The organism is Alkaliphilus metalliredigens QYMF (assembly GCF_000016985.1).
GTDB classification, from domain to species: Bacteria; Bacillota; Clostridia; order Peptostreptococcales; family Natronincolaceae; genus Alkaliphilus_A; species Alkaliphilus_A metalliredigens.
In genome coordinates this window covers 398,433-413,839 of the sequence record NC_009633.1, presented here as the reverse complement: position 1 = coordinate 413,839, position 15,407 = coordinate 398,433, and the positions used below count along the sequence as shown (strand labels likewise).

Genomic DNA, 15,407 nt, shown 5'->3' with positions numbered 1-15,407 from the left:
TAAGATAAATACATATTTCCTAAGGTTTATAAACAACTAACATTATAAATCAACCCTTATTGCTTCCTTCTAATGACTTGTCCTATTTTATAAGATAAAGTCTCTATATTACTCTTAATAGATTTATATGTTCGTCCTAAGAAAGGACTATTCTTTTTATACTTAAAGTTACCCCATTTGTATACAACCCCTACCCCCAGAATAAAAGTGATAAGGGATAAGAATTCAAGTTCACTAGGAAAAAGGATTCTAGAAGATCCTAGAATCAGTCCTGAAAAGAAAAATAAAATTTGAGATCCATGGATTGAAAAAAGAGTTTTCAATAACTTAGCTAAAATAAATACACCTAAAGCAGCTCCCATTACAAAAATGGATAAATTAATTAATTGAAACCCATTAATCACAAGGAGCATCTCTTCATAAATCCCTAGAATAATTAGCACAGCACTTCCAGAAACTCCAGGAATCATCATAGTGCTACTAGAGATAAATCCAGCTATAAATATATGAAAAGCAGTTAAGCCTCCTGCCTGTAAAAGAGTTGGCATCTCCATTAAACCATAGGCTAAAATTCCACCAATAACAAATAGAGCTACATCTTTTCTAGTATAACCTTTGCTTCTTTTAAGGATAAAGGGAATTGACATAAGAAGACAACCTAATATAAAAGCAGAGGTAGGATTTCTATAAAACTCAAATAGGTAGGAAAATGCAAAGCTTCCGGTAAAAACGCCTAACAGTGCCCCAAATCCCATAGTTATATACGGTTTAATATGAAACTTCAATAAGTCATCCAGCATTTTCTCATACATTCCAAATGCTATCATAATGGTTCCCCCACTGATCCCTGGAATGATGACTCCCATACCTAATATAATTCCTTTCATTAGTAGTAAGGTTTGATTTTTACTTACTCCTATAACATCTTCCATTGCTTTTTCCATAGTGCATCCCCCTGCCTAGTGTTTCTTTTCTTATTCCCCTTTTATCTCCGTATCTCTCATCTCAATCAATAAGTTCGTGACAGACACCTTTGGTTTAATAAAAGGTGCTTTGATTTACAATAAGTTAACAAGTTAAGTCCCTGGCTCAAGACGTTAGAAATGATAGATGCCTCATTGCACCATTTTATTAGCTGCTACAGCTGATACCTCAACGTGGTTACCTATTTCTTTAAATGTATAGCCCTGTTCTACAGCGGCTTTTACATAACTGATTTTGTAATTTCTCAAATATCTTTTTCTTGATCCAGACTTAATAAGTTGAAAATCGTCTTCATTATCAACCACGTCTCTTAGAATTTCATCTAAATTTTTATTATTATTTCGACTCTCAGTAGGGCTAGAGTTGTTTTCCTTTTCTAATTCTCCTATTTCATGCCCTTCTTCATAGAAGTCCTTTGCTTTGATGATTGGCTCCTTTTGATCCATGAATCTTTCATATGCCTCCAGGGCCATTCTTCGATTAGGAGAAAACATATTCAATATCTTATCGATATGCACCTGTTTTTTAATGTTATTACGATAAAATTGATCACTACTCCAGTTGTATTGGGCTATGTTTTCACACATTTTAGCTCTAACTGGATTATAGTGGATGTATCTCAGCAAAGAAAATAAGTATTTGTCATCCTTGACTAAAATCCCTTTATATCTCCCTCCAAAAACATGGTCTGATCGTTTATGCCTTTTGTTGTAGTTTTTGCTGTATGTATTATTCACCTTTTGCATAATCTTATGAAGAGGCTTTTCTTTTGTTTCTATCATCAAATGGTAGTGATTATCCATGATCACATACCCTAATAAATTAAACACTTCCTCTTTGTTTGCATCTTCTAAACAGGCTAAAAGACTTTCTTTATCCTCCCGGTTTTGGAAGATATATTCTCTATTATTTCCCCTCTTTATCACATGGTATATCGCGCCCTTATATTCTACCCTTGGCTTTCTCCCCATGGCTACCTCCATCAACGAAATTGTTTTTATTAATCTTGTTGATATTTTACTACATTTATTGCTAAATGTAAACAAGTTTATAAGTTGGTGTCAGGCACCGGAGGTTCAGGGAGGTTTTAAGGCATAAAAAAATCCCCAGGATTAGCTCCTAAGAATTTTTTGTATTATATGATGTTTTATTGAGACAGTTCACATTATTTCGATGACTTATTTATCAGTATTAGGATTAATCAATGCAAATGTCAGGCTGGCACTGCAGGCTAGTTCTTCTCCTACATAGGCCTTTCCTTCTGCTTTTCCAATTCCCCGGCGTAGTGCCGTCATTTCAATTTCTAATCTCAATACATCCCCTGGTACTACTTGTCTACGAAACTTACACTTATCGATCCCAGTAAACACACCGAGCTTTCCTTTGTTTTCTTCTAGACCCATACAGATAAGCGCTGCCACCTGGGCCAGTGCTTCTGTCATCAGTACCCCTGGCATAATTGGGTTACCTGGAAAGTGTCCTTGAAAAAAGGGTTCATTGGCAGTAACATTTTTAATGCCCACCCCTCTTTTCCCTAGCTCGACTTCCACCATTTTATCTACTAATAGAAATGGATAACGATGGGGAATTATTTTTTGAATTTCTATATTGTTCAATTCCATAGGGCAAGCCTCCTGTTTTTAATCTTCTGTCACAACTTCGTCTATTGCTTCAGTCTCCTGATTAGATGCCTCTTGAGAAACTGTGGCTCTCGGTTGAACATGATGAGACAATTGACGATAAAGCTCCTGGGCGATGCCAATCCCGCGACCTTTACTCATGACCTCAGCCATGTTTTCATCCTGCATCTCTTCGAAGATTCCTCTGCCATAGCTCTTTTCAGTCAAGCCCCCTTCAGAAACGGTGGCTCTCATTTGCTTAAGCATCATGTTAATGAAAACCGCCTCGAAATCCTGGGTGACTTCCTTTAGACCCTGGGCATCTTCGTTTCCCTTAAGTTCAGGAGCTGATTTCGTCGGAACATATCTATGTATAGCATTCATTGGATTCATGATTATTCTTCCCTTCAGTACTCCTATTTATTACCTTCTAAGGTTATTTGCCATCCCTAGCATCTCATCTGCAGTTTGGATGGTCTTAGAGCTTGTTTCATAGGCTCTTTGTGCCGTAATCATTTTCACCATCTCATCTACGATTTGCACGTTAGAGGTTTCTAAGAAACCCTGTAAAATACTACTGGTACGACCTTCCCCCTCCATTGGGATTTCTTCTCCCGAGGCCACTGTTTCCTTGTACAGGTTCCGCCCTACTGATTCAAGGCCCTGGGGGTTTAAAAATTTCACTAACTTGATTGTATCTAGTTCTTCAATATCCCCAAACTCATTTTCTGCAGTGATGACACCACCTTCAGAAATTGCAATATTTTTCATACCTTCATCAAAAATAATTTCGAAGTCAAAGTCCGAAAGCACTGTATAGCCCTCAGAGGTCACAAGACGCATCTCATCCATCTCTACGCTGAACTTGAGGCTACCATCCCTTGTGTAGTAAATCTCTCCATTAGGGCCTTCAATGGCCAGGAAACCCTCTCCATCGATGGCAACATCCAATGGATTGGCAGTCTGCTCTAAATTCCCTGTTGTAAACATTCTAGAAGTCGCCACCGGCATCACCCCATGACCTACCTGTAAATTGACAGGACTTCCTTGTCCATTATTTAAATTAGTTCTTTTCATGTTGGCATATAATAAATCCTTAAACTCGGTTCGTTGCGCCTTATATGCCGTGGTGTTAACATTGGCCATATTATTTGCAACCGTATCAATGTTTAATTGCTGAGCCTTCATCCCAGAAGCAGCGGTCCATAATGCTCTCATTGTTTTTCCTCCTAATTAATAGTACGCTTTTTTTGTTTCTCCCTCATCACTACAACTTCCCGATTTCACCAACCGCCTTCTGTAGAATCTCATCATAGGCCTGTACTACTTTTTGGTTTGCTTCATAATCTCTAAATGTGCTAATCATTTCCACCATTTCTTGAATGCTGTTAATATTCGATTCCTCTAAATACCCTTGGAGCACTTCACCTTCGAAGGGAGCTAACTCTAGTTCAAAGCCTTCTTCTCCGTAATAATAGGACTGTCCATGCTTTCTTAAGTCCTTCACATTGTTGATGTTAACAATCTGAATTTGGTCTACTACAACGCCATCTAAGAGGATCTCTCCTTTGTCGGTGATTTGAATGTTTTCCGCTGCCATCAATTGGGCTTCGTTAAATGTAATGGCCCCAGCATTTCCCTCTACTTCATGTCCCTCTGTGGTCACTAATTGACCTTCATTACTCATTGTGAAATTTCCATTTCGTGTATACATTTCTCCATTAGGAGTTAATATTCTAAAGAATCCTTGTCCATTTAAAGCCACATCTAAGGGATTGGCGGTTTCAGCAACTGCCCCCTGGGCAAAGTTTGTCTCTATTTTTTGAATGCGTACACCACTATTCATAGTCCCCAGCACATGCCCCAATGGTCGATAGAGTAAATTGGTGGCACCACCACCAAAAGTGAGCTGTCCCTGGTTGTTTACCTCTAGATTTCCATTATCTACTTGGACCCGTTGTCCTGTGGCATCTAGTAAATAGTTTCCTCGTGAAGCATCAATCTCGCCATTAAGATCTCTTCGATAGGTTCGTAAGAATCCATCTTCATCCGGGGCAAAACTCGCCTCACGATTATGACTGATTCCTTGATCTGTTTCCACCCGAAAGAACCCTGCATCCGTTGACAATCCAAGGGCTTCTCCTTCTCTGGTCACTTCAACTCCAGAATTTAAATTAAATGGCCTTGGACGAATATCATGGTTGATCTTTCGAATCAATACCTCTGGAAAGCTTTCAGCCGCAACAACATCCTTTTTAAAACCGGTTGTATTTATGTTGGCTATATTATTTGATGTGACATCTAGCTTTCTCTGAGCCGTTTGCATTCCAGAGGTTGCTGTGTAAAGTCCTCTAAACATAATGTACACCTCGAACTTTCTATTCTTCTCTATCAATTTATATCGGCATTAAGGGCTACTTTATAAAGGCCTTTCCACAATATTTTTTATTCTTTTTACTTCCTCTTACTGGAAGTGCTGTATTACATCTAGAAAACATGCTGATTTTACTCTGATTTGATGGCCTCTAAAGCACTTAATTTCATGGCCCTTCTAGCTGGGGAATACCCTGAAACAATACCGATCACCGTGGCAAAGGCAACAGCTGCCAGGGATAATTGAATTGGAATGATTGATATTGCTGTATCTCCGCCTCCTGGTCCCATGAAGCCAACATTGATTTTATTTAATCCAAAGGAAATGGTATAGCTTAACACCAGGCCCATTATTCCGCCTAAAAGTCCAATCATGGCTGCTTCAATCAGGAAAAGCTTTCGAATATCTGATAAGTTTGCCCCTAGGACTTTAATAATCCCGATCTCTCTTGTTCTTTCATATATACTCATGATCATGGTATTCGTAATCCCTATGGCAGCTACAAATAAACTCACTGCACCAATACCTCCCAGAACCATTTGTATTGTTTGAGCAGTTTCCTGCATTGAGTTTAACATGTCGGTTAAACTAAAGGCTTGAAATCCCATATCCTTTACAATTTCTTGAACCCCTAGCACATCATCGATTTCATTTACTTTGATACTCACCCGTTCATAGTCATTTTCATTCTGGCGCATATTGCCCATGGACCGATCCTGACGATTGGCCCGCCGATCCTCTTCTAATATTTTTTCTAGGGCCGTGATATTCATATAGGCATTATAATCCTTCTCACTAAAGCTTTCTTCTAAAATCCCCACCCCTTGCACATTATGGGGCTTCGGGGGTGTATAGCTTTGATCGGTTTCTTGCCCCACATTCCTCACTTCACCATATTCCATATTGGTGGTGAGCTCCAGACGATTGCTAATCAAATTAACCTGGGGCTGTTCATTTCCCCAGCCCCCTCTTTGGGCATTTCTGAGTCTAGGATTATACATATTCATGGCAATATTTTTACCAAACACGATGGATTCCTTGTCAGTGGGCATCAATATGCGTCCCTCAGCTACTTTAAAGCCGAAGGCCTCCATCACCAGGGGATCAATCCCGATGATGGGTACATAGCCCACCATGTTTCCAGCTGCCATCTTCATATAGGCTGATTTAGTGGCCATAACCCCTTGCACCTTTGGAATTTGTTTAAATCGTCGGACTGCATCATCATTTAGATGCACCTGCTTACTTTGGCTAGAACGTCCATCTCCATCATATCCTCCATAGTTGTGGACATCAATCATGGTTAGATCTCCCATATTAGATAATTGATCTTTAAATCCCTCATTCATGGCAATCCCTAGGGAAAGCATCACAACAATGGAGCTGGTTCCAATGACCACACCCAATACTGTGAGCACCGTCCTGGTCTTTCGCCTAAGAAGATTATCCAAAGCCATTTTAAATAAGTCTAGGCTATTCATAGGCTTCCACTTCCTCTGCCTCCGCTCTTCTTTTCTTTCTTCTCCGCCACACAAATCCACCAATCACCAACAGCAGCATTCCTCCGCCTACTACGATCCGAATCATGGGGCTGTTTGATTGCTCATTAAACTCTTCAAACTCACCAAAATCATCCGGTGGATACATTTCCATTTGATCCATTACTTCAATAGAGAATTCCTTCTCTACCACATAATGTTGATCAATCTCATCATCGTACTCAAAGATCATACGGCCGGTTGTTGTGCCTGGTTCCCTAGGGGTGACTGTCACATCATAATAATTGTTTTTTCCAGGCTCTAGATTGCCTATATATAAGCTTCCTTCGGTGATATCAATATCCCCTTCAGTTCGTATCACTAAATTTCTAATGAGAGCCCTACCAGTATTATAAAATTCCACCGATAGTGCCGTTGGATTTCCTGAGTAGTTCTCCGGTGAAGTCATGACCTCATCTATCATCAATGTGACATTTTGTACAACTGGAATTCCCACCATTTCCTTGACACTATAGGCCTCTCCTTGGTCATCCTCATACTCTATGTCTATAAATAAGTTATGGGTATCATACTCTGCATCCACCTTAGGTCTCAATGAAATATTTTTCATTGTACTCCCCTGGGATGTAATTTCCGAAATGAAAAAAGAGTTGCTTCCCGTCACCGGTGCAAAAACATCTCCAGTGGAAGAAATACTCACCCGAATGTTCTTGACTGTTTTTTCATGATTGGTGTTCAAAAATGAAACCGTCAAGTCAAAGGGTTCTCCCGCCTTAACATACTCTCCATCATAATCATATTGATCAACAATAATTTTAGGAGCTCCGGCAGATGTTTTTTTATCCTTAACAAATACACCAACATATTGTTCGAAGGATTTCATCTCTTTGGTTCGACCACTATCGGTCTCATACTCTACAGTAATTTGAATGGGATAATTTTTGTCTTCAATACCCTCCTTGGCAAAAAGAGTAAACTCTACAGGTTGTTGTTTACCTGCTACTAGATTACCAATGTTTTTAATTGGCATAGACTTAGGCAGGATTCCTTCGCCACCATCAATACTGACTTTAACTTTCTGTGCATCTTCTGCTCCAGTATTTTTCAAATCAAAGGATATGGTGAAATCAGTATGTGGTTCAATGGCAGTTTCTGGATAATTAAGTTTTTCTAAAGAGAAACTCGTCTCCACGCTACTACTTGCAACTACAGGAATACGTACCTTGCTTTCACCTTCGTAAGCTTTATTATATTCATCCTTGTATTTCATAATCAGATCTAAAACATAAGTTCCATCCTCTAAATTATCATCTGCTACAATTGTGTAGAAAACCTCTTTTTTCTCTTTTCCTTCCATCTGATCAATTTTATGAGTATCAATCGGTGTGATTAGACTGATGCCATTGGCTTCCACGCCAGTCAATTGCACCTCAATATTCTTAGCTACTAAATCCCCTGTATTTTCAATTGTTAATGTCACAGGTTGATTTTGTCCTGCTACTAGCTTATCCTGAGCCATTTTCATCAGGTTCAACCTTAGATTCGGGACTTCTTGGTCATTTTCTATTTGTATATATATTGTCTCTGAAGTTTTAGCGATGTTTCCGCTAGGCAATGTATATTCAATATTGAATTGAATCGGATATGTTTTAGGCTCTATATTTGACCGTACTTGGAAATTAAAATGAACATTTTCACGCGTTTTTCCTGCAATGGCAGCAATCCGCCGACTAGGTATCATTTGATCTATTACAAAAGGAAATTCAGCCGGGTCATCAATTATCGGTGAAACATATATACTATACGCTTCACCAGATGTGGTGTTTTCAATTGGTATAGATAGTCTCTCTTCATTTCCCGCCTGTAAAACAGGAACCTTATAGTTTCTACCAATCACTAGATTAGCATCTTGTATTCGATCCTGTGCATATCCGCTAAATGGTTGCAGTATCAAGATTAATAATAATATTATAGATATCTTATTTATTCTTTTCTTCATGTTTTATCCCCCCATTTTCGAGCTGTTCACTTCGACTTTTTCAATATTTCCATCTAACATATAGTATACTTTGTGGGCAAATTTAGAGATACCCTTATCATGAGTCACTAAAACAAGTGCTTGATTATTCTCCTTAACTAATCGAAGCATCAGTTTTAATACTTCATCAGTTGTCTTGGAGTCTAAATTTCCCGTTGGCTCATCGGCAAAAATAATGGGTGCCTTTGTCACGAATGCTCTGGCAATCCCAACCCTTTGTTGCTGTCCGCCACTCATTTGAGTTGGCTTGTGTTTAATATGGGTTTTTAATCCCACAGCCTCTAACATTTCCACTGCCAACCGCTCTCTTATTTTTTTGTTCACCCCTCTAAAGGTAAGGGGTAAACTCACATTTTCTATGGCGGTTAATGTTGGCAAAAGATTATAGGACTGAAAGACAAACCCAATATTTTTCTGTCTGAATTGAACCAATCGATTCTCATCCATTTTCTCCACATGTCTTCCATTGACAATCACCTGTCCCCTTGTGGGTTTTTCAAGCCCCGCCATCATATTTAATAGGGTGGACTTTCCAGAGCCGGAAGTCCCCAATAAACAGCAAACCTCTCCATAGTCTACCGAAAATGATATATCATTCAATGCGATGACCTTTTCTTCACCTACCCGGTACACTTTTCTAACATTTTTTAATTCAATTGCTTTTTTAATCATAATCCCCCCTAAAACCTAACCCCTGTTTGAACTCATAGACTGCCTTACTCATTACATCAATACAACTCAAACTTTTAAATCCAACTTCCTGGCATAAACATAGGAATCCTTTGGCGCCAGGATTCCTATACATTTCTAGTTTGATTATATTATCGTGATTGAATCTGTTGGTTCTATTAGGTAGCTCTTCTACTTTTACCCCTTATCGTCTGCCACCTCTTTTGGCATTTGCACCTGATTCTAAAAGATGTATGGAATCTAATGCCTGCCCGGTTCCCTTAGCCACACAGGAAATCGCATCTTCTGCAATATAAACAGGAATTCCTGTTCTTTTTGAAATCAACTTATCTAGCCCCCACAAGAGTGCACCACCACCAGTCATGACGATCCCTTGATCACTAATATCCGCAGCTAACTCCGGTGGTGTTTTTTCTAACACACTATGTACGGCATCGGCAATGGATGATACCGATTCCTCCAGTGCATCTAATATTTCTTCGCTGGAAATCTTGATGTTAACAGGAAGTCCTGACACAAGATTTCTCCCCCTAACATCCATGGTCACTTCCTTTGCCCGAGGATATGCGCAACCGATTTCGATTTTCATATTCTCAGCAGTTCTTTCACCAATCATAATATTATGTCTTTTACGCATATGGCGAATAATGGCTTCATCAAACTTATCTCCAGCTACCTTAATGGATGTACTGACCACAATTCCACCTAGGGAAATAACAGCAACATCACAGGTTCCGCCTCCAATGTCCACAATCATATGCCCATTTGGTATCGAAATATCCAATCCTGCTCCAATGGCCGCAGCAATAGGCTCTTCTATCAAATACGCTGTTCTGGCCCCAGCCTCTGTGGTGGCATCTACTACAGCTCGTTTTTCAACTTCTGTTACACCACTGGGTACACACACAATAATCTTGGGTTTAAAGAAAATGCGCTTTCCCGTAGTCTTTTGGATAAAGTACCTTAACATCTTCTCTGTCACTTCATAATCAGAAATCACACCATCCTTTAGGGGTCTAATGGCCACGATGTTTCCCGGTGTTCTTCCTAGCATCCTTCTTGCTTCTTCTCCTACAGCCAAAATATTGTTGGTGTTCTTATCAATGGCTACCACCGATGGTTCCTGTAACACTATTCCTTTACCCTTTACAAATACTAAAACACTTGCAGTACCTAAATCAATTCCAATATCAGATCCAAAACCAAACATACTTATCCCCGCTTTCTTTAATCCGCTGTTAGTCATTCCATTTATGTTATTAATTCGTTTACTCAAGGTATATTGAATATCCTTTCTTGATCTTCGGTATATTACCAAGACTCCCTGTGGATAAACACACTAAGGACTGCCACAAAAGTAGATTTAAGTCTCTTCTTATATGTACGCAATATGAATAGGTTTCGATAAAAAAAAACAAAATCCTTTAATTTTTTTTAATTTTTTTAATTTTTTTGTCTTCCTTTACTTTTGGTCCTCTTAAACCATGAAAATATGAATTCATATAAAAAAATCTCCTCAAAAAAACCGAGGAGATCCCTTTACTTTCACTTTACTTTTTCACTGCACTCTTCTATCTTTGCTTTTATATTTCATCCTCGTGGCTTTTCCACCTCTTATGTGTCTTTCTGCCTTGTTGGTATCAAGTATATCTTTCACTTGATTAGCCACTAGAGGGTTAATCTTCGGAAGTCTCTCTGTAACATCTTTGTGGACTGTACTTTTACTCACCCCGAATACACGAGCTGTTTGTCTGACGGTGGCTCCTTGATTTATAATATAGTTTGCGATTTCAACGGCTCGCTTTTCTATATAGTCCTTCAACGTTTACCCCCCTCTATGATCATATCTTAATTTATCATATGAGGGGGGGAGTGGCTTTAGAACAATAGCCACTTAAAATACTTAATTTAGTTTAGGTAAATACTTTAATTTAATACTCAGAATATCTTGTTATAGATTCACTAATTTAAGCCTTCCTTCCCCTGAATAACAAAGTATGCACAAGGAATGACAAGTAATGTTAGAACAGATGAAACCAACATACCAAATATAATTGAAGTAGCCATCGGTGCCCACAATGCACCACCAGATAAGGCTAAGGGAATCAGTGAAATAACCGTGGTAATCATGCCTATCATAATCGGTCGCATCCTGGTTTTACACGCCTCAATAATAGCCTCTTTCACATCATCCTTTTCTTTTACTAAAAGTTTAATAAAATCCAGCAAGACAATCCCATTATTAACCACAACCCCCATTAAACTTATAGCCCCTAAAAGTGCCATAAATCCTATGGGATATCCCATCCACTTTAGCCCCCATATAATCCCTATGAAGGATAAAGGAATTGTTCCCATGATAATTAAAGGTTCTTTTAAGTTGCCGAATTGTATCACTAAAATGAGATAAATAATAACAATTGCAAGGATAGCAGGAACTTTCATAGAATCAAAGGCATCGCTACGTTCTTCACTTTCTCCCCCAAACTCTATGGTGTATCCATCTGGTAATTTATAATCTTTTAAAAGTTCTTCCACAGATTTTGAAATTTCATTTGAGTTGTACCTACTTTCAACAAATATTCCTACAGTAATGGTTCTTCCTCCATTTCTTCTCACTATTTTGTTTAAAGAAGTCTCTGTCTCTATCTCAGCAATTTGATTGATAGGAATATTTTTATCTGTAATTTGAGAAGTAATAAAAATATTATTTAGAACATCTCTATCTTGTTTCTTTTCATCAGGAATTTTAAGAATTATAGGAATAGCATCCTTTTCTATGTCCTCTTCTTTAAGCTCTGAAACTGTAAGTCCGTTAACAGCCATTCTTACAGTGCTGGCGATATCATAGTTTGTAACACCCACTAAATTTGCTTTTTCTTCGTTTACCCTTATATTAAGCTTATAGGAATCATATCCATAGTTATCCTCTATGCTTTTTATGCCTGGCACATCATGAGTAATATCTTTTATTTCCTCTGCTATACGTCTCAGCTCCGATATTTCCTGTCCTGATACCCGTACCTGAACTGGATACGTAACAGGTGCTGCATTTTCCAATTGCCTTATGTTTATGGAGACCCCTGGAACCTTTGTACTCAATTCTTTTTCTATTCTACTAACCTCATCACGATCACCATTTATAAGAAATTGCACCTTGTTAGAAGCTGGGTCATTTGGGATAAATGTAACATAATATTGCAGCATACCATCACCCACTTTGTATGCAAAGTCGTTAATAGTCACATCTTCTTTTAGTAAATCACCTATCATTATGGCTGCTTTTTCAGTTTTTTCTACATCACTACCGTCTTGTGTCGTAACATCGATAACATATTGATCTCTCTCTACAGGTGGAAACAGCTGAACCCCTAATGATGGTATCACCCATAGACTTGCTATCAAAGTCCCTACAAAAAACAATATCACAAGAACCGGGATCTTTAATGCTCCCTTAAGCAACCTTCCATAAAGATTCAATATATATGCGGAAAATCCATCTACTTTTAAAACTTTTGCTATCTTTGTTTTTATTCCTTTTCCTTCGGTATCCTTTTCTTTTACCTTTAAAAGCTTATAGCCTAGGGCAGGTATAACAGTTAAGGCTGTAATATAGGAACCTATTAAAGCAACCGAAACCAAAACAGGCAGACTTTTTACAAATTTCCCTGAAACTCCCTGCATCATAGCCAAAGGTATGAAGGAAGCCACCGTCGTAAGGGTAGAGGTTAGAATAGGAATCTTCACCTCCTGAATCCCCTTTGTGCAAGCAGTTAGTCTGTCATGTCCCTTTTCCAGGTAAACATTGATATTGTCATTGACAACAATACCATTTGCCACCAATAGACTAAGAGATATAATGAGTGAAGCTATTGAGACCTGATGCAATGGTATACCCGATAAATACATGAAAATAAATACCATGACTATGACAATGGGGATGGGCAAAGACACAACGATGGCACTTCTAAGCCCCATTGTTACAACTACCACCATAACCACTAGTAGGATAGCAGAAAGAAGATTTTTTTCAAATAAGTTGATAGCATCCTTTGTAAAATTCGCCTGATCTGTCAGTGTAATAAGTTCCATATTTTCATAGAGCTGATTCATGCTAAATTCATCAAGGATGGTATTTAATCGTTCCCCTATGGCAACGATATTTTGTCCATCCATATATTCTACACCAATAAGCAAAGCCTTTTCATTGTTGACAGAGGCGAATATTTCTTTTTTTTCTTGTATCCGTACCACATCTGCAACATTTTTTAAGTAAATGGGTGCCCCTGTTTCAGTGGATACAGCTACAATGGTGTTTTTGATTTCTTCAATGTCCTTATATTCTCCCGACACTTGGACCGGTATCTTCACCTGATCCATTACAAGATTCCCTCCAGGAATATTAATATTTCTAGCCTTTATTGCGGTGGCAATGTCTGTTGGAGAAACAGTATATTGCTCTAGCTTAATCATATCAAGATTGATATGGATTTGATCATTGATCTCTCCATCAATGTCAATAGCCTTCACACCTGGATCTGTTATCAGTTCATCCCTCAATTTATTTGCAACTTCACTTAAGTTCTGGTAGGTATAGTCCTGTGAAGTAAGACCTATAATGATACCATAAGAACTTGCAAGGTCTGTTTCCATCGTTGGCTCATGAGCATCTGGTGGCAACAATGGTTTTACGGTGTCCAGCCCAGATTTTACTTCATTCCAAGCTTCATCAATTTTTCCATCACTTAGATCCTTCAATGTCACTTTAACAATGCCAATACTATCTAGAGCAAAGCTTTCTATTGTTTTTATGTCAGAAATTCTGTTCATTTCATCTTCAACAGGCTTTATAATGAGTTTCTCTATATCTTCAGGTGTCGCACCTGGATAGATTATCTTGATTACAGCTACTGGAGCTGCAACAGTAGGATTTTCTTGTCTCTCCATAGCCCCATATAAAAATCCACCCACTATTAGTGTCAGAACTACAAATAGCATAATGATACTTTTATGATTTACACTCCACTTAATCATACTATCAGCTCCTCTACCACAACCTGCTCTCCCTCACGAAGAAGGAACTGCCCCTCAATAACTATTTTTTCATCAAGCTCCAATCCTTCAATCACTTCAATTTTATCCTTTACGATTTCCCCCGTTTCAATCATTCTCATACTAACCGTTTGAGTCTCTTCTGAGTAAACATAAACAGCTGAACCAGTAGATAGCTGTAGGACACTGGATAAAGGAATCAGCATTTTTTCCTTATTGCTTAAATTAAGGTTTACCTTCGTAATCATCCCTGGTTTTAGTTCTCCATTAGGATTATTTAGTAAAATTTTCACAGGAAATGTTCTGGTTTTTGTATCTGCTAAAAACGCAATCTCATCAATGATTCCCTCCACAGTCTTATCTATACCATAAATATAAACATCCGATTTTTGACCGATACGCAAAGCATTTATATATTCATCCGAGACACCGATTTCCGCCCAAACCTTGTTTACCTCACCAATTACGACGATAGGATGCCCCCCACTTGTTGTTTCCCCTGACGCTACTATTTTCTGTAAAATCACCCCATCTATAGGACTGTAAATTGTCGTATCACTTATATTAGCATTTGCTAAGTCAAGAGATGCCTCTGCCATTTGAAGTTTTGTTTCTGCAACTTCTTTTGCATCTACTGCTTGATTATAAGTATTTTCGTCGACGATTAATTTTGTAGAAATTTCATCCAATTGAGACTGAGAAACAGCCCCCTGTTCAAATAGAGCTTTGACTCTATCATACTTTATCTTTGTAAGTTCATATTGTGCTTTCGCCTGATTCGTTTTAGCTGGAATTTCCGTTTCAATTTGTAGTCTAGCTGCTTCTAACTCTGCTTGTGACGCCTTAACCCTAATTAAATAATCTCCTTGTTCCATTGTGGCAATAGGTTGACCCTCTTTTACAACATCTCCTTCATTAACTAAAACGTTGGAAACAACTCCAGGGATTTTAAAGGATAGCTTAACCATTTGAGTTGGAACTACATTGCCACTCAGGGTTAAGTCATTAGAATATGCTGAAGCCTCTATCGTTTTTGTATAAACCTTCTTAACAACTTCCTTTTCTTCTTCTATGTGTTCAGCAGTACAGCCTGTTAATATTAGAAGACTAATAAGTAGAATTGATGTTATTCTCTTCATATTGATACCCCC

At 38.4% G+C, this 15,407-nt stretch carries 13 protein-coding genes; all 13 read right to left on the bottom strand.

Translation table 11 applies throughout. The features are described 5' to 3' along the window. Positions 1-56: 56 nt before the first annotated feature. The 13 genes from AMET_RS01915 to AMET_RS01855 all read right to left on the bottom strand — a co-directional run bounded on the left by AMET_RS01915 (position 57) and on the right by AMET_RS01855 (position 15,395). Positions 57-944 carry a DUF368 domain-containing protein gene (locus AMET_RS01915; protein ID WP_011971512.1) on the bottom strand — a complete coding sequence of 296 codons (888 nt, stop codon included), beginning with the start codon at positions 942-944 and terminating at the stop codon, positions 57-59. A gap of 171 nt (positions 945-1,115) precedes the next feature. Beyond that, on the bottom strand, positions 1,116-1,955 hold the full coding sequence (locus tag AMET_RS24065; protein ID WP_011971511.1) for an REP-associated tyrosine transposase: 840 nt from the start codon (positions 1,953-1,955) through the stop codon (positions 1,116-1,118). 207 nt (positions 1,956-2,162) lie between these two features. Next, complete coding sequence (gene fabZ, locus AMET_RS01905) at positions 2,163-2,606, bottom strand: 3-hydroxyacyl-ACP dehydratase FabZ (RefSeq protein WP_011971510.1); 444 nt, start codon at positions 2,604-2,606, stop codon at positions 2,163-2,165. A gap of 18 nt (positions 2,607-2,624) precedes the next feature. Beyond that, the gene (locus tag AMET_RS01900; RefSeq protein ID WP_011971509.1) at positions 2,625-2,996 is read right to left on the bottom strand and encodes a rod-binding protein; all 372 of its coding nucleotides are present in this window, start codon (positions 2,994-2,996) and stop codon (positions 2,625-2,627) included. 30 nt (positions 2,997-3,026) lie between these two features. Then, positions 3,027-3,821 (bottom strand): flagellar basal-body rod protein FlgG, encoded by a 795-nt coding sequence (gene flgG, locus AMET_RS01895; RefSeq protein WP_011971508.1) that lies wholly within the window; start codon positions 3,819-3,821, stop codon positions 3,027-3,029. A gap of 49 nt (positions 3,822-3,870) precedes the next feature. Continuing rightward, positions 3,871-4,998 carry a flagellar hook-basal body complex protein gene (locus AMET_RS01890; protein WP_242661373.1) on the bottom strand — a complete coding sequence of 376 codons (1,128 nt, stop codon included), beginning with the start codon at positions 4,996-4,998 and terminating at the stop codon, positions 3,871-3,873. A gap of 110 nt (positions 4,999-5,108) precedes the next feature. Next, positions 5,109-6,458 (bottom strand): ABC transporter permease, encoded by a 1,350-nt coding sequence (locus AMET_RS01885; RefSeq protein WP_011971506.1) that lies wholly within the window; start codon positions 6,456-6,458, stop codon positions 5,109-5,111. Beyond that, the gene (locus tag AMET_RS01880) at positions 6,451-8,475 is read right to left on the bottom strand and encodes a COG1361 S-layer family protein (RefSeq protein WP_011971505.1); all 2,025 of its coding nucleotides are present in this window, start codon (positions 8,473-8,475) and stop codon (positions 6,451-6,453) included. Before AMET_RS01880 ends, AMET_RS01885 begins: the two co-directional genes overlap by 8 nt. A gap of 3 nt (positions 8,476-8,478) precedes the next feature. Beyond that, positions 8,479-9,186: an ABC transporter ATP-binding protein gene (locus tag AMET_RS01875; RefSeq protein ID WP_011971504.1), complete on the bottom strand. Its 708-nt coding sequence runs from the start codon at positions 9,184-9,186 to the stop codon at positions 8,479-8,481. A gap of 202 nt (positions 9,187-9,388) precedes the next feature. Then, positions 9,389-10,414 (bottom strand): rod shape-determining protein, encoded by a 1,026-nt coding sequence (mreB, locus tag AMET_RS01870; RefSeq protein ID WP_011971503.1) that lies wholly within the window; start codon positions 10,412-10,414, stop codon positions 9,389-9,391. Positions 10,415-10,762: 348 nt separating this feature from the next. Continuing rightward, the gene (gene spoIIID, locus AMET_RS01865; protein WP_011971502.1) at positions 10,763-11,026 is read right to left on the bottom strand and encodes a sporulation transcriptional regulator SpoIIID; all 264 of its coding nucleotides are present in this window, start codon (positions 11,024-11,026) and stop codon (positions 10,763-10,765) included. Positions 11,027-11,166: 140 nt separating this feature from the next. After that, positions 11,167-14,238 (bottom strand): efflux RND transporter permease subunit, encoded by a 3,072-nt coding sequence (locus tag AMET_RS01860; protein WP_011971501.1) that lies wholly within the window; start codon positions 14,236-14,238, stop codon positions 11,167-11,169. Further along, positions 14,235-15,395, bottom strand: a complete 1,161-nt coding sequence (locus AMET_RS01855; protein ID WP_011971500.1) for an efflux RND transporter periplasmic adaptor subunit — start codon at positions 15,393-15,395, stop codon at positions 14,235-14,237. Before AMET_RS01855 ends, AMET_RS01860 begins: the two co-directional genes overlap by 4 nt. Between the last annotated feature and the right edge of the window lie 12 nt (positions 15,396-15,407).

Bases quoted from the DNA above. Each gene is read 5' to 3' on its own strand.
- fabZ (WP_011971510.1), bottom strand. From the start codon at position 2,606: ATGGAATTGAACAATATAGAAATTCAAAAAATAATTCCCCATCGTTAT.
- AMET_RS01885 (WP_011971506.1), bottom strand. From the start codon at position 6,458: ATGAATAGCCTAGACTTATTTAAAATGGCTTTGGATAATCTTCTTAGG.
- AMET_RS01900 (WP_011971509.1), bottom strand. From the start codon at position 2,996: ATGAATCCAATGAATGCTATACATAGATATGTTCCGACGAAATCAGCT.
- AMET_RS01875 (WP_011971504.1), bottom strand. From the start codon at position 9,186: ATGATTAAAAAAGCAATTGAATTAAAAAATGTTAGAAAAGTGTACCGG.
- flgG (WP_011971508.1), bottom strand. From the start codon at position 3,821: ATGAGAGCATTATGGACCGCTGCTTCTGGGATGAAGGCTCAGCAATTA.
- mreB (WP_011971503.1), bottom strand. From the start codon at position 10,414: ATGTTTGGTTTTGGATCTGATATTGGAATTGATTTAGGTACTGCAAGT.
- AMET_RS01855 (WP_011971500.1), bottom strand. From the start codon at position 15,395: ATGAAGAGAATAACATCAATTCTACTTATTAGTCTTCTAATATTAACA.
- AMET_RS01880 (WP_011971505.1), bottom strand. From the start codon at position 8,475: ATGAAGAAAAGAATAAATAAGATATCTATAATATTATTATTAATCTTG.
- AMET_RS01860 (WP_011971501.1), bottom strand. From the start codon at position 14,238: ATGATTAAGTGGAGTGTAAATCATAAAAGTATCATTATGCTATTTGTA.
- AMET_RS01915 (WP_011971512.1), bottom strand. From the start codon at position 944: ATGGAAAAAGCAATGGAAGATGTTATAGGAGTAAGTAAAAATCAAACC.
- AMET_RS24065 (WP_011971511.1), bottom strand. From the start codon at position 1,955: ATGGGGAGAAAGCCAAGGGTAGAATATAAGGGCGCGATATACCATGTG.